The sequence below is a fragment of the Fictibacillus marinisediminis genome (assembly GCF_023149135.1).
GTDB lineage: Bacteria > Bacillota > Bacilli > Bacillales > Fictibacillaceae > Fictibacillus_C > Fictibacillus_C marinisediminis.
The window spans coordinates 3,508,490-3,527,496 of the sequence record NZ_JAIWJX010000002.1; the positions used below are offsets into that span (position 1 = coordinate 3,508,490).

Annotated in this window: 17 protein-coding genes and 6 pseudogenes; 8 read left to right on the forward strand and 15 right to left on the reverse strand. The window is 42.1% G+C overall.

The features are described 5' to 3' along the window. Nucleotides 1-35 precede the first annotated feature (35 nt). From cyoD to LCY76_RS18740, 4 genes are read right to left on the reverse strand one after another with little or no spacing between them, the layout of a single operon-like run. A complete protein-coding gene (cyoD, locus tag LCY76_RS18725; protein WP_053357028.1) occupies nucleotides 36-341 on the reverse strand; it encodes a cytochrome o ubiquinol oxidase subunit IV in 306 nt (101 codons plus the stop codon). Beyond that, complete coding sequence (gene cyoC, locus LCY76_RS18730; RefSeq protein ID WP_248253877.1) at nucleotides 342-941, reverse strand: cytochrome o ubiquinol oxidase subunit III; 600 nt, start codon at nucleotides 939-941, stop codon at nucleotides 342-344. Then, nucleotides 941-2,899 (reverse strand): cytochrome aa3 quinol oxidase subunit I, encoded by a 1,959-nt coding sequence (gene qoxB, locus LCY76_RS18735; protein ID WP_248253878.1) that lies wholly within the window; start codon nucleotides 2,897-2,899, stop codon nucleotides 941-943. The genes cyoC and qoxB overlap by 1 nt, the downstream gene beginning before the upstream one ends. Nucleotides 2,900-2,926: 27 nt before the next feature. Next, nucleotides 2,927-3,838, reverse strand: coding sequence for a ubiquinol oxidase subunit II (locus tag LCY76_RS18740; protein ID WP_248253879.1), 912 nt, complete (start codon nucleotides 3,836-3,838; stop codon nucleotides 2,927-2,929). A gap of 258 nt (nucleotides 3,839-4,096) precedes the next feature. On the opposite strand from LCY76_RS18740, the gene LCY76_RS18745 reads away from it, so the two are divergent. Further along, on the forward strand, nucleotides 4,097-4,693 hold the full coding sequence (locus LCY76_RS18745; RefSeq protein WP_053357025.1) for a cupin domain-containing protein: 597 nt from the start codon (nucleotides 4,097-4,099) through the stop codon (nucleotides 4,691-4,693). 43 nt (nucleotides 4,694-4,736) lie between these two features. On the opposite strand, the gene arsC is transcribed toward LCY76_RS18745, so the two are convergent. The 5 genes from arsC to LCY76_RS18770 form a co-directional block, all read right to left on the reverse strand. After that, the gene (gene arsC, locus LCY76_RS18750; protein ID WP_248253880.1) at nucleotides 4,737-5,156 is read right to left on the reverse strand and encodes an arsenate reductase (thioredoxin); all 420 of its coding nucleotides are present in this window, start codon (nucleotides 5,154-5,156) and stop codon (nucleotides 4,737-4,739) included. 23 nt (nucleotides 5,157-5,179) lie between these two features. Next, complete coding sequence (locus LCY76_RS18755) at nucleotides 5,180-6,478, reverse strand: arsenic transporter (protein ID WP_248253881.1); 1,299 nt, start codon at nucleotides 6,476-6,478, stop codon at nucleotides 5,180-5,182. Between the two features lie 15 nt (nucleotides 6,479-6,493). Further along, on the reverse strand, nucleotides 6,494-6,841 hold the full coding sequence (locus LCY76_RS18760) for an ArsR/SmtB family transcription factor (protein ID WP_248253882.1): 348 nt from the start codon (nucleotides 6,839-6,841) through the stop codon (nucleotides 6,494-6,496). A gap of 126 nt (nucleotides 6,842-6,967) precedes the next feature. After that, nucleotides 6,968-7,369: an ArsI/CadI family heavy metal resistance metalloenzyme gene (locus LCY76_RS18765; RefSeq protein WP_248253883.1), complete on the reverse strand. Its 402-nt coding sequence runs from the start codon at nucleotides 7,367-7,369 to the stop codon at nucleotides 6,968-6,970. Between the two features lie 27 nt (nucleotides 7,370-7,396). Beyond that, entirely contained in the window at nucleotides 7,397-7,537 is a 141-nt protein-coding gene (locus LCY76_RS18770) for a hypothetical protein (RefSeq protein ID WP_248253884.1), read from the reverse strand. A 327-nt stretch (nucleotides 7,538-7,864) separates the two neighbouring features. Here LCY76_RS18770 and LCY76_RS18775 point away from each other — a divergent pair, with 327 nt between their 5' ends. From LCY76_RS18775 to LCY76_RS18790, 4 genes and pseudogenes are all read left to right on the forward strand, one after another. After that, on the forward strand, nucleotides 7,865-8,137 hold the full coding sequence (locus LCY76_RS18775; protein WP_248254722.1) for an ArsR/SmtB family transcription factor: 273 nt from the start codon (nucleotides 7,865-7,867) through the stop codon (nucleotides 8,135-8,137). Between the two features lie 75 nt (nucleotides 8,138-8,212). Next, on the forward strand, nucleotides 8,213-8,386 hold the full coding sequence (locus LCY76_RS18780) for a hypothetical protein (RefSeq protein ID WP_248253885.1): 174 nt from the start codon (nucleotides 8,213-8,215) through the stop codon (nucleotides 8,384-8,386). A gap of 57 nt (nucleotides 8,387-8,443) precedes the next feature. Then, a pseudogene (locus LCY76_RS18785) lies at nucleotides 8,444-8,909 on the forward strand (permease); the annotation flags it as partial. An 854-nt stretch (nucleotides 8,910-9,763) separates the two neighbouring features. Beyond that, a pseudogene (locus tag LCY76_RS18790) lies at nucleotides 9,764-10,093 on the forward strand (molybdate ABC transporter permease subunit); the annotation flags it as partial. A 140-nt stretch (nucleotides 10,094-10,233) separates the two neighbouring features. Here LCY76_RS18790 and LCY76_RS18795 read toward each other — a convergent pair. The 3 genes from LCY76_RS18795 to LCY76_RS18805 form a co-directional block, all read right to left on the reverse strand. Then, entirely contained in the window at nucleotides 10,234-11,049 is an 816-nt protein-coding gene (locus LCY76_RS18795) for an alpha/beta fold hydrolase (protein WP_248253886.1), read from the reverse strand. A 279-nt stretch (nucleotides 11,050-11,328) separates the two neighbouring features. Further along, nucleotides 11,329-11,826 (reverse strand): DinB family protein, encoded by a 498-nt coding sequence (locus LCY76_RS18800; protein WP_248253887.1) that lies wholly within the window; start codon nucleotides 11,824-11,826, stop codon nucleotides 11,329-11,331. 163 nt (nucleotides 11,827-11,989) lie between these two features. Then, a complete protein-coding gene (locus LCY76_RS18805) occupies nucleotides 11,990-13,246 on the reverse strand; it encodes a YbfB/YjiJ family MFS transporter (RefSeq protein WP_248253888.1) in 1,257 nt (418 codons plus the stop codon). A 117-nt stretch (nucleotides 13,247-13,363) separates the two neighbouring features. Between LCY76_RS18805 and LCY76_RS18810 the strand changes: the two genes are divergently transcribed. From LCY76_RS18810 to LCY76_RS18820, 3 genes and pseudogenes are all read left to right on the forward strand, one after another. Continuing rightward, nucleotides 13,364-14,251 (forward strand): LysR family transcriptional regulator, encoded by an 888-nt coding sequence (locus LCY76_RS18810; RefSeq protein WP_248253889.1) that lies wholly within the window; start codon nucleotides 13,364-13,366, stop codon nucleotides 14,249-14,251. A gap of 215 nt (nucleotides 14,252-14,466) precedes the next feature. Beyond that, nucleotides 14,467-14,865 (forward strand): annotated as a pseudogene (tnpA, locus tag LCY76_RS18815) (IS200/IS605 family transposase). A 5-nt stretch (nucleotides 14,866-14,870) separates the two neighbouring features. Then, nucleotides 14,871-15,103 (forward strand): annotated as a pseudogene (locus tag LCY76_RS18820) (RNA-guided endonuclease TnpB family protein); the annotation flags it as partial. Here LCY76_RS18820 and LCY76_RS18825 read toward each other — a convergent pair. From LCY76_RS18825 to LCY76_RS18835, 3 genes and pseudogenes are all read right to left on the reverse strand, one after another. After that, nucleotides 15,103-15,225 (reverse strand): annotated as a pseudogene (locus LCY76_RS18825) (LysE family translocator); the annotation flags it as partial. The pseudogenes LCY76_RS18820 and LCY76_RS18825 overlap by 1 nt on opposite strands. A gap of 695 nt (nucleotides 15,226-15,920) precedes the next feature. After that, nucleotides 15,921-17,117, reverse strand: a complete 1,197-nt coding sequence (locus LCY76_RS18830) for a PDZ domain-containing protein (RefSeq protein ID WP_248254723.1) — start codon at nucleotides 17,115-17,117, stop codon at nucleotides 15,921-15,923. A gap of 407 nt (nucleotides 17,118-17,524) precedes the next feature. Further along, nucleotides 17,525-18,984 (reverse strand): annotated as a pseudogene (locus LCY76_RS18835) (S41 family peptidase). Between the last annotated feature and the right edge of the window lie 23 nt (nucleotides 18,985-19,007).

Below are 19,007 nucleotides of genomic sequence, written 5' to 3' on the forward strand. Positions count from 1 at the left end.
CCACACAGGCTCAACCAAAGGCAAAGTCTATTTCCTTAATGAACCTGAGAATTAAACGTCATGATCCAGATAGAGCCGGCTACGATCGTAAACACCATTACCGCGCCAAGCACAAGTGCCATCACATGATACCTCGGCTTCTCTCCTTCTCTAATGTGCATGAAGAAGAAAAACTGAATGATGAGCTGCAGTAAGGCGATCAAAAGAATGGAAACCGTCAGCATGCTCTTGCTCATCACATGCTGGATCACAAGCCACAGCGGGATGATCGTTAAAATGATGGAGAAGAGAAAACCCATAATGTATGTCTTTGCTGAACCATGGTTTTCATGTCCGTTCATCTACATCACCCCCAACAGATAAACAACGGTAAAGATGAAGATCCAGACGACATCGAGAAAATGCCAGTACAGACCGACAATCGTTACTTTTTCTTTGGTCAGATGGTCGATGCCGTGCCTGCCGATCTGAACCATCACACCAATCATCCATATCAAACCGAACGTGACGTGGAGTCCGTGCGTTCCGACCAGTGTAAAAAAGGAAGAAAGAAATGCGTTAGTGGATATCGTTGCTCCTTCAGCTGCCATTTTGGCAAACTCCGTAATTTCAAGTCCCACAAAGGACATACCGAGCAATACGGTAACCGCCAGCCATGCCATCAGCTGTTTTTTGTTTCCTTTATGCATCGCGAGTGAAGCAAGCCCGCTCGTAAAGCTGCTTGCCAAAAGGATGAAAGTTTCAGCAGTAAAGCCCTTGACCTCAAACAGCTCATGACCTGTAAGATCTCCATCTGTGTGAGTCCTTAAGACGGCATATACTGCAAACAAACAAGCGAAAATAATACAGTCTGTTACAAGAAAAATCCAAAAGCCCAGCAATTTAAACGTATCATGATGCGCCTCGTGGCGGGTATCCATAGACGTTACCGATTGTGCCATCACACGACCCTCCCTAAAGAAGCTTCCGTCCGCTTGATTTCATCTACAGGAATGTAGTAGTCCGTTTTCCGCTGGAAGGAACGGGCCAGCAAGCAGATGGCTACACCAGCCAAGCCGGCGATTCCTACCCACACCCATTCAAAAGTAAGCCCAAATCCTGCTACAAACCAGCACGCCGCCATGAAAAATGGAATACCTGAGTTTTTAGGCATGTGGATCGGTTCAAACTCTTTATTTTCTTTTTCAGAAGCAGCTCCATGCTTATGTTCCTTCATATCCCACCAGGCATCATCACTCCTCACCTTTGGAATATGGGCAAAGTTATAAAGCGGAGCAGGAGATGGAATGGACCACTCCAGCGTCCGGCCGTTCCACGGATCTCCTGTAAGATCGCGCTCGCCGTTCTTGATGCTGTAGAGGATCTGCCATACCTGGAACACGAAGCCGATTCCCATAAGGAACGCGCCACCCGTGGAAACAAGGTTGTACGGCGCCCAGCCCATGTCCCATCCGTACGTATAGACACGGCGGGTCATGCCCATGAATCCAAGCGCATATTGCGGCATGAAGCATACATAGAACCCGATATTCCATGTCCAGAACGCCCATTTGCCGAGGCGGTCGTTCAATTTAAAGCCGAACATTTTCGGCCACCAGTAGTAGAGTCCTGCCAAATACCCGAAGACAACCCCGCCAATCAGGACCTGATGAAAGTGGGCAATCAGGAAATAGCTGTTATGGTACTGATAGTCAGCCGGCGCAACAGCCAGCATGACCCCTGTCGCTCCCCCAACGACAAAGCAGGGAATAAAAGCGAGCGTCCAGAGCATCGGCTGCGTCATGCTGATGCGGCCGCGGAACATCGTGAACAGCCAGTTGAATACTTTAACACCCGTCGGAATACCGATTGCCATCGTTGTTATGGCAAAGAACGTATTCACATCGGCTCCGGCACCCATCGTGAAAAAGTGGTGGACCCACGTAAAGTAGGAAAGTACACTGATGATCATCATGGAAAATACCATGGATTTATAGCCGAAAATTTTCTTTTTCGAGAAGGTGCTGACGACCTCTGAGTAGATACCGAACGCCGGCAGCACTACGATATACACTTCTGGATGTCCCCACATCCAGATCAGGTTGACATACATCATCGGGTTTCCGCCGCCGGTTGCCGTAAAGATATGGGCACCGAAAAAGCGGTCAACAAACAATAACGCCAGTGTTACCGTCAATACAGGAAACGCGAAGATGATCGTGATGCAGCTGGCCAGTACAGACCAGGAGAACAGCGGCATCTTCATGAGTTTCATGCCGGGAGCACGCATCTTTAAAATGGTGACGAGAAAGTTAATTCCAGTTGCCAGGCTTCCAATCCCCGAGATTTGAATTCCCCAGATATAGAAGTTTTGTCCCGGCCCAGGGCTTCCAGCAAGTTCGGATAACGGCGGATAGCTCAGCCAGCCGGCATCCGGTGATCCTCCCACAACAAAGGATAAGTTGAACAGCATGGCGCCAAAGAAAAACAGCCAGAAGCTCAGCGCGTTCAAGAACGGATACGCGACATCGCGCGCTCCGAGCTGCAGCGGCACCACAATGTTAAACAGTGCAAACATAAAGGGCATCGCCATAAACAAAATCATGATTGTGCCGTGCGTCGTAAAAATCTCATTGTAATGCTGTGAATCCAAAAAGTGTGAATTCGGGAAAGCCAGCTGCATTCTCATGAGCAGTGCGTCAACTCCTCCCCTGAACAGCATGAGGAGGGAGGATACCAAATACATAATTCCGATTTTTTTATGATCAACGGTTGTGAGCCACTCGCGCCACAGCCAGCCCCATTTTTTAAAAAACGTAAGAAAAACCAAAATACCAAGAAGCGTGATCACAATGGCAACATCCGCGCCATAAATCAGCGGATCGCCGGTTACAAAAAATCCTTTCGCCTTGTCTGCCATCTGTTTTTCCCCCTTTCTTCTTTTCTATTATTTATCGTGGTCCATCATCGACATGTCATGTCCCCCGTGCTTCATCTCAGGCTTCATATATTTGCCGCCGTTGCGGTCGATCGTGTTATGAAACAAGGATTCAGGATACGAGGAAAATGATTGTTTCTCTGCCAGTCCTTTTTTCGTCAGCAGATCATATCTCTCCTGAGTTAGCGCCGGAGCTGATTTTTTGATTTGTTTTGCCCATTGGTTGAATTCAGCCTGCGGCTTGGCAACCACCTTAAATTTCATATGTGCAAAACCTCTTCCGGTAAAGTTGGCACCAGATCCGAAGTACGTTCCCGGCTTGTCTGCCTGGAGCCAGAGCCTCATCGCCATTCCCGGCATCGTATATTCTTGTCCGCCAAGCTCTGGAACCCAGAACGAGTTCATCATCGAATCCGATGTTAATTGGAATTGAACTGGAACGCCGGCCGGAATTTCCGCGTAGTTGACGGTCGCAATTTTTTGATCGGGATACTGAAACAGCCACTTCCAATCGAGTGAGGTGACCTGAATGGTAATCGGTTTTACATCTGTCACTGGCGGTTTGACAAGAGAATACGTTGTTTTGGCAGTGTAAACTCCTAAAATACAAATGATGATGACCGGAATTCCCCACCACACGATCTCCAATATTTTGCTGTCATTCCACTCTGGCGTATACGGTGCTTTATTGCCCGGTTTGTCACGGTACCTGTATACGATATAAAACAGCAAAATTAAAACCGGTATCACCACAGCGGCACATAAAACCGCTGACAATACAATTAAGTCAAACTCCTTTTGCGCGACAGGCCCGGACGGATTAAAGACGAGATACCGCCGGTCGCATCCTGTTAGAAGTGCTAACAGGGTGATGCCCAGAGCAGAAACCTTCCAAAGATAGCTGGACGTATGTTTCTTCATGTGTGACCTCTCCTTTCATAACCTGAAACAGTGTTTCTATCTTCCTGACGGAGTGTAATAAGTACTATTTCATGCTATAACGGAGGGGCTTTTCTCATATGTGATATAAATCACACTTTCATAAAAATAAGGCTTGTTCTGCTTCATTTGTCACAAAGTGGACAAATGAGGCCGCAGCAGGAAAATATACTGTCACGCCATCTGGGCATCTGCATAGGGTATGTTAGTGACCATCTGCCAAAAGAAAGAGGGTAAACTATGGTGCAAAACCTGGATTACACATCACCAGCCACTCAATACACCGCCGATGTCAGCAGCAACGTGTTCACCAAAGACCGCGAGAATTATATAAATGTTTTGGGGATCCAGCAGTTAAACACGTTGGACAATGTTTCCTTATTGGATATTTTCTTGAGCACCAATAACGTCGTCGAACCTCATTATCACCAAAATGCCGCAGAGCTTGTGTACTGCATTTCCGGTTCTGCTGTTGTTTCCATCTTCAATCCGTTTACGAAACAGTTCCATCACTATCCGATCGGACCCCGGCAGGTTGCTAACGTTCCTCAAGGCTGGTGGCATTATGAAGTAGCTGCCTCTGACCAAACCCACCTGCTGGCTATATTCAACTCACCGACCCCGGATGTCATCCTGGGTTCCGATCTTTTAAAATTCACCCCGTCCAACATCATGGCTCACACATATTGCATGAATGAAAAACAATGGATCCAAACGGTCGCACCCGTCCAGTCCACCACGTTTATCGGGCCGCCGAAAAACTGCAGTGGAGAACAACGCCAAGATCAGTATTATCCAAGCCATTATCCTCAGACCTTCTATCATCCGCCATATTAAATCGGCAAAAAAAAAGCTTACCTCGACGGGTAAGCCTTGCTTGTTATTTTCCTGTATTGGCAAATGCCGCAATGCGCCCGCCAATTTCATCACGGACGCGCTGGAACACCTTCCATTTTTCTTCTTCTGTTCCTTCCGCTTTCGCCGGATCATCAAATCCCCAGTGATCCCGTTTTACATGCGGAGGAGTCATCGGGCACTTGTCAGCCGCATCCCCGCAGAGCGTGACAACAAGATCTGCGTTATTAAAAATATCCGGATCAATGATGTCAGACGTTTGATTCGAAATATCAATCTCCACTTCATTCATCGCTCTAACCGCATTGGGGTTTAAGCCATGTGCTTCAATCCCTGCGCTTTTTACTTCCCATTCTTCACCAAGATGCTTTTTAGCCCAGCCTTCTGCCATCTGGCTTCTGCATGAATTTCCGGTACATAAGAAATAGATTGTTTTTTTAGCCATTCTCAAACACTCCTTAACTCAATTTAATGAAGGATAATTAACCATAGATAGAGACCTGTCAACGTTATAAACAAGGTTGGAACCGTTAAAACGACCCCAATTTTAAAGTAGTATCCCCATGTTATTTTCACGCCTTTAGTATTCAGCACATGAAGCCATAATAATGTAGCTAACGAACCAATCGGTGTAAGTTTCGGCCCCAAGTCCGAACCGATCACGTTCGCATAAATCAAGGCTTCCCTCATGACACCTGTCGTATGGGTATCAGATATGGCTAACGCATCGATCATAACGGTTGGCATATTATTCATCACAGAAGAGATGACCGCTGCGATAAAGCCCATTCCAATCGTTCCTGCAAATAGTCCATGATGTGTGACAGATTCAATGGCACTGGCCAATAAATTGGTCAGTCCTGCATTTCGCAAACCATACACGACAACATACATACCGATAGAGAAGAATACGACCGCCCAAGGTGCACCTTTAATGATCGTTTTCGTTTGAACGGCTGGACTTTTTCTGGCTGCAATCAAGAATATAATCGCAATAATGCCGGCGATGAAGGATACAGGCACCGAGAAGAATTCTCCTATAAAGTATCCCGCCAGCAATGCAGCTAAAACATACCATGACAATGTAAACATTTTTACATCTTTAATGGCCTCTGCCGGTTTTTTCAGCTGATTGACATCGTATGTCTTTGGTATGCTTTTTCTGAAATACAGATAGAGTACAAGAATGCTTGCCAGCAGACTAAATAGATTGGGAATGATCATACGGCTGGCATACTCCGAAAAACTGATGCCGAAAAAGTCGGCTGACACAATATTCACCAAATTGCTGACGATCAGCGGCAAGGAAGTCGTATCTGCAATAAACCCGCTGGCCATGATAAATGGAATCACCATTTTGTGCTCAAATTTCAAATGGCGAACCATTGCTAAAACGATCGGAGTCAAGATTAACGCAGCTCCGTCGTTGGCAAAGAAAGCGGACACCACTGCTCCCAATACCGTTACCAGCAAAAACATTCTGATCCCGTTTCCATTCGCAAAGCGGGCCACATGAAGAGCCGCCCACTCAAAGAACCCTACCTCATCTAAAATAAGAGAAATAATGATAATAGCAACAAATGTGAGAGTAGCGTTCCAAACAATTCCCGTTACATCTATTACATCCTTAAAGGAGACCACTTGAAAGAGCAAAGCAATAAAAGCTCCTCCACAAGCTGACCACCCAATACTAAGACCTCTAGGCTGCCAGATCACAAACGTCAGTGTGGCTAAAAATAGGATACTGGCAATAATGACTGAGCTCACAAATATAATACCTCCTTAACTATCACAAGAAATTCGTTTTCCCTGTGCCTCTAATTCTTCTATACGATACTGCTGACTCGGTAAGCCCTGAATCACTTGCAGGACAAACGAACGAAAAGGATAAGCAGCATTTAATGAATAATAGATCCATTGCCCGTTTCTCCGTTCTTTTACTAAACCGATATCCCTTAACTTTCGCAGGTGCTGACTAACGGCTGGCTGGCTCATCTGAAACAGATCGACAAATTCACAGACACAGCATTCGTTCTCAGACATTATTTTCACCATGGCTAACCGTGTTTTATCGCCTAATAATTTTAGTATGGTAGCAGCGGTTTCCAATTTTAATTCCTGACTGGCCATCCAGCAAGCACCTCCAATATCATCACATTATCCGTCATCATTATATAAGTATATACTTATGTACGCAACCGTAAATTCGTATCAACAAAAAGTCACCTGCCAGAATGACAGGTGACATAGAATGATTTAGCAGCACGACGCTGATTTTGTTGGTTCATGTACTTCGGTATCCCTCTTCGTATAAAAGAATTCCCACTCATTCCCGTCTGGATCCGTCACCCAAAATTTATCCTGAGTGGCATAGCAGCAGTATACATCCATTTCTTCACGGGCAAAAAATCCTAACTTCTCTAAACGATCCTTGTGTTTTATCACTTCTTCCGCATTTTCCACTTGAAAACCGAAATGGCCGACCTGATTTCCTGATACTTTGCCTTTGAGGTTTAATGTAAAGTTAAGACCTGGATCTTCGAGTAAGTATTTTGCATAATCTGCCTTCACTTTTACTGGATCTGTATTAAAAATCTTAGAATAGAACTCCATGGATTTTTCCAGATCCGTGACATTGATGCCCACATGCATTTTCATCGTGAAACCCTCCATCCAAGAATGATTTTATTTATTGCAGCACGACGCTTCTTTCGATTTTTCCACTTCTTTCGATTCTTTCGCTTCTTTTTTTACTTCGTTGATTTCAATCTTGCAGCAATCAGATTGTTTAGTTGGCTTTCCAGTTAGTTTGCGTAACCAGCTCAAATTTTCTCCTCCTCACTAAATCAATTTTTCTTGATTTATTGACAGTATATTAGCAGATATTGCTAATTGCAAGTGTTTAATCAAAAAAAATTGATTATTAATGTTCACCTCTTTTATGTTTCAACATAAGATAAAAGTAAGTAAAATAGTACTTTCGAATTTAAATCAACTATTTTTGATAAAGGAGTTGACATATGAAAATAATGGATATAGTATGAGTACATCAAGAAAGTTTGATTTTAATCGAGGTGAATGAACGTGCAAAAAGAAATTCCGCTTAAAGATGTTTCAAATGACAACCATCGTTCAACAGAAAATGATTTTGAGATGTATGAAAGCAAGTTCAAAGCCCTTGCCGACAAAAAGCGGTTGCAAATAATGAACATCCTAACCCAAAGAGGAAGTATGTGTGTCTGCGACCTTGCTCCCCTCATGGATATGACGCAATCTAAATTGTCGTATCACTTGAAAATCTTGTGGGATGCCAACATTCTAACCAAGGAAACAAGAGGCACCTGGAGCTATTACAACATCAATACAGAAGAAATTAATCATTTGCTGTCGCACGAACTCTGCTGCATTTTTAAACCAGGCTGTTAAATTTTTTCGATATTACATCAATTTTTTTTGATTAATAGATCAAAATTATTTGATTAAAACCTAGGAGGAATAACTATGTTTCATGAGTATGCCGTTTACCAATGGATGAAAGCCCGTCAAGAAAAGGTGGAAAGAAACGCAAGAAATGCCTGGATGCATCACGATCCACAGATTACAAGTAAAACAAGAAGTCAGGCAATGCCTGCATTATTAAAAACGGAGACCTGCTGCACCAGTGCGTGCTCTTAAGAAGGAGATAAAGTATGTGGATTGAAACGTTAAAATCATTCGGTTCTATTGCTTTAGGGGTACGAAAACTCAGGTAAAAACGTGGTGATGACAGGATACGAAGAACAAACTCAAAAGTTCAATGTCAAATTGGCGTTAAAAGAAACTTGGGACCTCATGAAAAGTGTATATCCATACTTGGTTATCGGGGCAGCCATTGGAGCCGTAATTCACGGACTGGTTCCAACAGAATGGATTTCATCCGTTTTTGGAAGAGACCACTGGTGGCTGATTCCGATTGTCGCCATTATCGGAATCCCGCTTTACATTCGGTTGTCGAGCATGATTCCCATCTCACAGATTCTGATAGCAAAAGGGATGGCGTTAGGACCTGTAATGGCCATGGTCATCAGTTCGGCTGGCGCCAGTTTGCCCGAAATCATTTTATTAAAATCCATCTTTAAAAAGGGGCTGGTTTATACGTTTGTCTTTCTCTGTCTTTACCATGTCTACTATTTCGGGTTTTATATTCTACTTGATTTAAGGGATGATAAAAAGGAGGTCTCATCACTTGAGACCTCCCCCTTTTCTGTCAACCTTTTTTATACATGTCCTGCTTCAGTATCGATTACGTTCATAGAAAATTACTGTGATTTTTCATAATTCATTAAAATAATTCTCATATATAAGTACATATTTTTACAAATTATTTCAAAAATTATTAGAAAACATTATATTTTAAAGAAAGAACAAAGTATATTTCATAATTACTTGGAATTTTTATTTTGTTATATAGACTTTACCACTTATAACTTTGTATAAAAATTCATCAATCATATTTTCAAAAAGAACTACCACACAAGTCTATTCAAATACTACTCCAGACATTGAATAAAAAGGTAAATTTAATTTTTGGGAGGTACGTAGAAAATGTTCAATTATATCTAGTTTGGGGTCAATATAACTTAATGCTTCTAATATTATCGAGTTTCCCTCACCCATAACTTTAGATGCTTTTTTTAAGGAGGACTGTAATGAATCTCCTAACATGAGAGATGACAAAGTTAATATACCTAAAATACCTGCTGCAATTGAATCAATAAACCATAGATGCCCTAAAACAATTTGTGACTGACTAGTAAGCTAGGACCAATCCCTAAGAAACCCATACTATTATTACGCACACTTGCACAACCACTATAACAGGCATTTAATATTAAATATCTTCTTTTAATCATTGATGGGAAAACCAACACTCACCTAAAAAACCTTCATAGGTCAAATACTTTTTATTTGAACAATAAAAAGGAAGGCTACTGAAATTCAGCAGCCTTCCTTTAAAAATGTTTCATTAATAATAGAACCTGTTTGAGAAGTATCAATGTATCAATCTTCTATAAAACAGGATTTGAATCGATTGACGAGGATATTGAGAATGCTGCTCGTGTGGATGGCGCAAATGAACTCAACTTATTTATGGTTGTCACTATTCCTCTAGACTTAAATCTATTATTTCGGGTGGAATCTTAAGTTTTGCAAGAGCATTAGGTGAATTTGGAGCTACTCTAATGTTTGCAGGGAAAATCCCAGGGAAAACACAAACAACCCCAACAGCTATCTATATAGCCATTGACTCAGGCGATATACAAACAGCTTGGTTAATGGGTAGCTTGTATGATTGGTATTTCCTCTTTAATGTTATTGTGTGTACATTTTATGAAGTCTTAAGAAATAAACATTACATGCGTATTCTTTCATTAATGGGTACCCACAGAAAACGCCAATCTCTCAGTGATATAAATGAGAAATTGGGATTAAAATATTAAACTAGAAGCCGATACTCTGAATGAAGAAATTGGTAGGCACCCCTAATTCAGCTGATCGAGAAAATTGTTTACTACCTGATAAAAACCGTTTAAATCATCAGAATGGACAGCGTGACCGCATTTTTCGAAAACTGCAAGTTTTGTGTTCGGTCTTCGTGATTCCATACGTTCAGTTTGGTCTAAGTCAAGAATAAAACTTTTTCTGCCATGAACTAGCAAAATAGGACAAGTAGAAGACAGCCAGTCTTCCCACCAAACCCCATTTGAGTTTTGTACGGAAACTTTCATTCCTTTTAAATCAGTACAAAACCCCCAACCTTTTTCATCCTCAAACACGCTTTCTGAAAAATAATCTATAGAATTAAGTCCTACACGTTCAAGTGATTCTCTCAGTTCTTTTAATGAAGCAGAACGGTTCGGGAGCTTCTCGGCAAAGGAGAAGTCAGCGTTAATTTCTGCACCGATATCCTCAACAATAACTGCTTTCACAAACTCCGGATATCGAGCCGCAAACTGATAAGCGTTTAGTCCACCTAATGAATGACCCAACATCGTTACAGGTTGTCCGCCAAGTTCTGTACGTATTAGGTTTAGAATATCGGTCACGTAGTTTTCTCGTGAGTAATCCTTCTTTGGAGGATGTTGACTCCAACCATGACCTCGTTGGTCTAAACAAATAACTCGCCAATCTTTGAATTTAGTTGCTAATTCAGAAAATGTTCTTGCATTACCCATATATCCATGTAACATAATAAGAATTTTCCGACTTTCTCCTCCAAAGTCAAGGTAAGAAAGCTTTATATTTCCTGATTGAAAATATTTTCTAATAGCTTTGTCATTTTCCTGTGAATAAACCATATTATCTCCTCCATAACAATGAACAATTTATAGATAATCGGAAGCTCCTAATTCAAGGGCAGGAATAACATAACGTTACTCCGTGAAACTGGTGGGTCATTATGTTTATGACATGAAGCATTTGCTTTCTGATCCATTCATCCTACTATTTGGCTTCTGCATCCTCCACGGCAATTATAGGTTCTATATGTCTCAATTTACTATCAAGAATGATTGTAAAACAATGTGAACGTTTTTACAGATACGAATGAAGCAGCAGGCCATATTATAAACAATATTTTATAAAGGAGCGTTTTTCCCCATCTCTATCCATTCTTCTCTTGATGGACCATAGACTCCTGGAACCTTTAGACCTGCCTGATCTATGAGGACCGTTGCTTGACCACGATGATGGATAATATGCCGAATAAGTAAATTCAATATTGTTCCATTCGTCGTCTCTCTTCCAAAAGCATCTTGAATTTGTTTTAATGTTTCATCAGACCATTGCTTTTCAGCTGTTTCTACTACATTACTGCTTACCTCTTGAAAAATTTTAGCAATTTTTTCAGCAGAAAGAATACCTTCACCATCCTTAATTACCTCAATTTCAAATCCAAAATTCGTAAGATATTCAGGAATATTGCTTACAAAATGCCATATAATCCTTCCCAAAGTGCGCCCTTCTGGCGAAATACGTTGTTGAAGGGATTCATCAGTTAAGACGTCCAAAACCTTTTGGGTAAGAAAAGCTTCTCGATTCCAATCTTTAATGAATTCGCCTATCGTAACATACACATTAAGTTCCTCCAAATAGATTAATTCGATACAATTGTATTATATTTACAGAACAAAACTAAATCACTGGATCATAGCGCCCTCAAAAACAGGTTTCAAAACCCAAAATGGCTCGGTCGGCTTTTGCCGCAACGACTACCGGGTGTAGGTGATTCTTCCCGTTTTATTTACTCCTTAACGAGTTTTGCGTTTCAAGTTCTTGTTGTATTCCACCGTATATACATGCCAATGCAGCCGAGATCGCCATAAAAATGGAACTTGACGTTACGCCGAATTGCAAACCGAACCGATCGACAATCCATCCTCCAAACAAAGGGCCGATTATTTGCCCAGTAGCAAAAAAAGCAGTTGTAATACTGAGACATGTTGCGTATATGTCATTAGGTACTTTACGACGAAGCAATGCAGTCGTCATAAGTGGTGGCGTTATAAACGAAACTAGCCCAATAAGCGCTCCACCTAATGAAGTAAGAATTATACTATTTGTAATTACTCCAAGCACACCTATTGCCCCTAGTGTTAACCCAGTTGCAAGGGTATACCCGCTCGGCCATCTGTCAATTGCTCTGCCGCCAAGCCAACCGTTGAATAAACCGGCAAATCCGATCCCACACCAAATCAGCCCGGCATAAAGCGATGGGATTCCTTGATTCACGAGAAAAGGAATCAAATAGGTGAAATAAATAATGTATCCCCATCCAAAGAAAAAATAAGATCCGATTAAAAACAATAATTTTTTAGGGCTAAATAAGAGTTTATACACATTCACATGTTCCTTGTTTCGTGTGTTGGATTCGATTTTACGAACTGTCGTTTCAATTTTATCCCTTCGAATTACCGCTTCAAAACCTATCGACGAACAGATACCAAAAATTCCCATAGCCGCCCAAGCATACCGCCACCCAGTCATGTGCGAAGGATCTATCGTATACGGTGCCAGCAAACCAGTTATCATGATTCCGGCAGATCCGCCTAACCATATAAATCCCGAAGCCATTCCGCGTTGATTTGGTTGAACGGAGTCCATGGCAATAGACAATACCAACACGGTGGCGAAAGCCGATAACAAACCAATCACGAAGCGCCATAGACCGAGTTGGATGAAACTATGGCTAAACACCGATCCAATCATGGCAATTCCCAAAAACGTGCACGAGACTCTATTAATGGTGTGTTTTCTGGATGGAAAGCGGCCGATTAAGAGAGGCAAACACAATGTCCCGGCCAAATAGCCGATGAAATTCAAGGTGCCCAACATACCAAGTTCACCGTAACTCCCTCCCATTTCCCTTTGAATCCCGGGTAAGAACAATCCATAGGATAGCCGCGAAAAACCAAGTATTACGGCAAACAAAAGGGATGCCCATATGGTGATCCAACTGAACGCAGATTTATAAGAATCGTGTACAACTCCCCCCATGCTCTTGACCTCTCCCTAAAATTATTCTTGACATCATTAGTGTAAGTTACCTTATAATTTTTGTAAAATTGAATTATCTGAAGATTTTATTCATATTTCTTAAAGTAGGTGATGAAATTGGATCTAAGAGCGTTAAAAACATTTGAATCCATTGTTCGTCTCGGCACTTTTCAGAAAGCTGCCGAAGAGCTCAGGTATGCACCATCTACGGTGACCCTTCAAATCCAGCGACTTGAGGCTGATCTTGGAGTATCCTTGTTCGTGCGCGAAGGCAAGCGCGTGATTCTAACCGAAGCAGGCCGATGGCTTTCACATGAGGCTTCTGCTTTACTCAAATCGATTGTATCCTTACGACAAACCGTGTCGGAAATTGGAGTCGGGGATGCTGGCATAATCCGAATGGCAGCTATTGAACCGGTAGCAAGTCAAAGGGTAGCGTCTATAGTAGCAGACTTTTGTAAGTTTCGGCCACAAGTGCAGTTAACCATGGAAGTGAGTGGGAGCAGATCTCTCGCGGAAAGGGTTCGTTCTGGAATATTAGATTTTGGCATATGCGTCTCACCACCGGCAAACTTCAAGCTGGCGTTTGAGCCACTTTTCGAGGAAAAGTTGGGAGTACTGCTCAAAGCAGACCACTCATTGGCCAAGCAGAGCAGTATAGCAACTCCGGACCTCGCCGGACAAACTATACTTTTAAAAGAGCAAACCTGCATATACCGGGAGTTATCGGAGAGGATCATATTTCAAAAGGGGCAAAATCCTTTTTCAGGTATTGAAGTGGGGAGTTTTCATGTAATTAGGCAGATGGTTTTATCCGGTCTTGGTATCGGAATTGTTCCTGTGTATAGCGGTTTGGAATTGCAAAGTTCCCTGGTCATCAAACCCTTCGCTGATATTGATCCAACCGTAGTAATAGGGACGGTTTATAAAGATAAAAACAGCATGGGTAAAGCGTCTTTAATGTTAATGAATGCAATACAAGACGTTTGTAAAAATTCAAATTAATATTTGCCTGTTATACTATCGTTTCCCCCTGATCTTGGTATGTTTTTTTACAGATTCCGAACGGGAAAGCCCACTCCATCAGGTGGGGGATGAAAGTGAGGTTGGATACGGAGTAGTTTTTTAACCGCAAGGTTTAAACTACTTTAGGTATCCAAAACATAAACCCACTATTCTTATTTGTTTCAATTTATTAAACTAACTGATACAAAAAAGGTATGAATGAATACAGACGAACAAATACAACCGTATCATTAATTAACTATCATTTTGTTTTTTGCCCTCGGTATAGAAGGAAAATATTCCTTCGTGCCGATGTAGAGGAACGCTTTAAACAATGGGTACAAGAAATATGTGAGGAATTGGAGATTGTTATTGTCGCTTGAGAGTGTGACAAAGACCATACCCATATGTTTCTGAATGCACTCCCAACACTGAGTCCTGCTGATATGATGGCAAAAATTAAAGGAGTGACTTCTAAAAAGTTGAGAGAGGAATTTTCTCATCTCGGGCATTTGCCAAGCTTTTGGACACGTTCCTACTTTGTATCGACCGCAGGAAATGTATCAAGCGAAACGATAAAACGATATGTGGAACAACAAAAAACAAGGGGGTGAACCGTATGTCGCAAACCATCACTGTAAAAGTCAAACTGCTACCTACAAAAGAACAAGCATCTATCTTAACCTCTATGGAAAAAGAATATATCACTACAATGAACGCATTGATTTCTGAAATGGTTGCGGAAAAGAAAACAACTAAAAAGACGCAAAAGATGTTCCTGCAAACTTGCCAAGTGCCGTCAAAAACCAAGCGATTAAAGACGCAAAAAGTGTATTTTCTACAAAGGTGAAGAACGTATATTCCATTGCCTTTTTTGTCCCAGAATTATGCGCGGTAGATAATATGACGATATTAGTAGGTCCTGGTGTAAACGTAACAATAATACAGTAAAAGACAAAAGATGTAATATTCATGAGGTAAACTCCTTTCAAGATATCCTCATATAATCGTACATCCTAAATTTAAAGTCATATTGTACGTTATGGTGGGACCGAAAACGTCCTTGGTCGCAATGGCGGTTTCAGTGTATTTAGATGAATTATTTGAAAGCGGAACTTTGTCAAAAACATATGACTGTTTTTCATGCTAAAAAAGGCGATATGCAGAGCAGCCTGTTCATTAAGTAAAAACCCCACCTTTAAATAAAGTGGGGTTTTTATTGTTTATTCAACTAAAGCACCTTTTAATTGAATAACTGTTTTTATTGAGAAAAGCTTTGCATCAATTTGTTCCTTTACATTATAAGTTAATGCAATTAAATCATATTTTGTCATGAATACAGCTTCCTCCCTTGATGAAGGAAAATACGCAGTTTTTAGACCAGTAGGCGCTATCCCTCTTGAATTGGTCCAATTTGATTAATATTCATAATTATCTCCCCCAAGTATTGGTAACATCCGTGTACGTTTTTCCGTCCGAACTATAACACAATTTACAGAAAAATATTACCAATATTTTAAATGAATTTATTCCACAATCTGGCCCGTTTGTTAAATAAAAAAAGAGCTTACCATTTCGGCAAGCTCACTTGAAAAGTCCTTTCAAATTAATTATGAAATATATTCTAACAAATATTGAAAGAATTCTAAGAAATTATGAAAAATCACAATTACGAAACTTCCACACTCTTCTTTTCTGTCACTTCATGCACGAACAGCAAGCCGAGTTCATGGTGTTCATTCTCATAGAGCGAACGCTGGGAAAAACGGATCTCTCCTTTATGATCCAGAACTTCAAGTTTACAAAAGGCTGCATTAATCTGCAATGCACGGTAGAATTCACGCTCATTATTCAAGGCGACTCCATTCACCTTCATGATGACTTCCCCTACCTGGATTCCCATCTTGGCAGCCGGGGTGCCAGGCACCACACCGAGGACCACGAGTCCTTCATTCCGGCGTGTGAAGAATGGCTTGCCGCTCCCATCACGCTGGCTGTTAATGACGGTAATGAGCTCACGGCCGAGCGTTCCGCCAATGATAGCGATAACCGCAAGCAGCGGCAAGCCAGTAAAGAAACCAACCAGCGCAATCGCCACAATAAGTGCGCCGAGAGCCAGTACTTGTTTTCCGGTCGCTTTAATCGCCTCCTGTGGAAGCGAATGAGAATTCAGCTGACGGAAACCTACCGCAAACGGGACAAGGAGAATGGAGTATCCTACAGCCTGCAGTCCGAAGATCGGCCAATCTCCCTGTTCAGGAATGGCACCGATCGGGATGAGGAAAAATTGCGGGACAAGCCAGAACCTTGTTGCCTCATGCGCACCCACGTATTGACCTCTCTTGCCTTTCAACAGACGGGGAGACGTTCGGCTTGACCCTTTCCAGATGATCAGAATCCCTTCCTGAATGAGGAGGAGTGCCATTAGAATACCGAGAGCATCCAGCGGTGTGTTGCGGATATCCCTCAGCCATGTATCCAGCAGATCAACATTTGTCGAGATATGCGGGAGAACAAGTGCAACTATTGATGCGAGTCCGATCGCATAAGCCGGGTTTAAAAACCTTGTTCTCAGTGTTAAGCCAAGCAACGCGTACATTGCGCCGATCAAGGCCACCATTCCCATCGGAACGACGACACCGGCGCCGAGCAGAACAACTGAAAAAATAATACCAATAACAAGACCAGGAAAAAATGATTGAATCAAATTATCAATCACAGGGTGGACCTTAACTTTAAATTCTTTTCGTTCCCGTTTTACTCGCTTAAAACCAATAACAAAAGCAACAATCACAAACACGTATGAAAGTGGATGTAAAAAAAGAGCCGCTATGGCCTCAAGCAGTTCCTTTACATAGATATCCATCACGCAAACCTCTCCTTAATGCTTCTTTTCTCAACGTTCGTAATCTATTCAAGATGTGCTTCCGGCTTCTGCCTGGAATGTAAATTTACACAAACATTATGTAGTTAATATTTTTAAGTATAACCCGAAAAGTGCAAGGAGTGTGAGAAAAATGTATAGCTTTTCATAAAGAAAGGCGCTTACAAATGGTTTGTCAGAAGATGAGCAGACGTTCGTTTGGGTTTACATGCGGGTTTTCATGAATTACGTGCGGGTTTTTAGCATTTACGTGCCATTTTAATGACTTTACGTGCGGCTTTATTGCCTTTACGTGCCACTCTCCACCTTTTACATGCCAAACACAGCATTTCTCCAGCTTCTCAATCAACAAAAAAAATTCCGCAGGCAAGAGCCTGCGGAATCCTTCGTTATTTTTTCTTTTCTGCCGCCATCTCCAAAGCCGTTTGAAGCTGGACGTCGTTTTTCTTATTTCTGATCTCAGTGATGATCTTACTTTCCAGCTTGCCGGCTGTTTTTTGATCCACTTTGCCGGATGGGCTGAGCTTGTTGGCTTTTTGGAAAGCAGTAACGGCTGTTTCTGTTTTTTCGTCAAAATAGCCGTCTGTGCGTCCCGGATCAAAGCCAAGGCCCTGAAGCATTTTCTGTGCATTTTTTACTTGTTCGCTGTTCATGTCAAAAACAAGCGGTTTTTCGATTGTAAGCGGGCTTGTGTAGAAATAAGCCGGCTGTTTTACGGCATAATTTGGCTTGATGCCTTTTTTATGGATCCAATTGCCGTCCGGAGTCAGCCATTTCGCAAGCGTCAGCTTCACATTGCTGCCGTCCCCCAGATCGATGGTCTGCTGAACCGTTCCTTTTCCGAACGTTTTCTCGCCGACGAGCGGATAGCCGCCTGCTTCTTTTAATGCTCCAGCCATGATCTCAGAAGCTGAGGCACTTCCCCCATCTACGAGACCGACAATAGGATAGGCTTTCTTCTCTTTCAGCTGAGAAACATACCGTTCCTTGTTGCCTTTGCGGTCTTGAATTTGAACGAACGGTTTGCCTGCCGGAATAATTTCCTTCAGCATGCTGTCCACCGCATTCAGATAGCCGCCTGGATTTCCGCGGACATCGATGACAAGCCCTTGGATTCCTTTGCTTTCAAGTTCACCCAGTTTATCTTTAAAATCGGTTCCTGTATCTTCAGAGAAAGAGGTAATGTTGAGGACACCGATTTTTTGCCGTTTACGTTTCGAACGTTAGAATAAACCGTCTCAATCGGAATCGTGTCCCGTTTCACATCGATGTTAAGCGTGTCATTAACACCTTTTCGCTTAATACCGAGTGTAACTGTAGAACCTTTTTTGCCTCGGATCTTTAGAACAGCCTGATACAGATCAAGCCCTTCGAGACTTTTGCCGTCAACTGAAACGATCTGGTCATTTGGCTTCACACCTGAACGTTCTGCAGGTGAATCTTTAAATGGTGCGATAACGGTTACTTTTCCGTCCTGCATGCTTACTTCTGTTCCAATACCTTCAAAGGAAGAATCCAGTGATTGGGTAAACTGGCTGGCCGTGTCTTCATCCATATAGACAGAGTAAGGATCTTTTAATGTCCTTACCATCCCGTCGATGGCACCTTCAAGCAGTTTCTCTGAATCTACTTTCTGATAATACCTCGAGGAGATCAGCTCGTACGTTTTTTGAAGCTTCGCAAATTCCTGATCCTGATTCACCGGCGCTTTGGTGCTTTTCATCTCACTGACCGAGCCGGCGTTGCCCAATGATTGATCTTTATTGGACCATTGCATGTAGCCGTACATTCCGCCGGCTCCAATAACAAGCGATAAAACCATAAGAAGCGCAACAACTTTTCTTTTCAATTTCGCTCACCTCATTTTTGGCA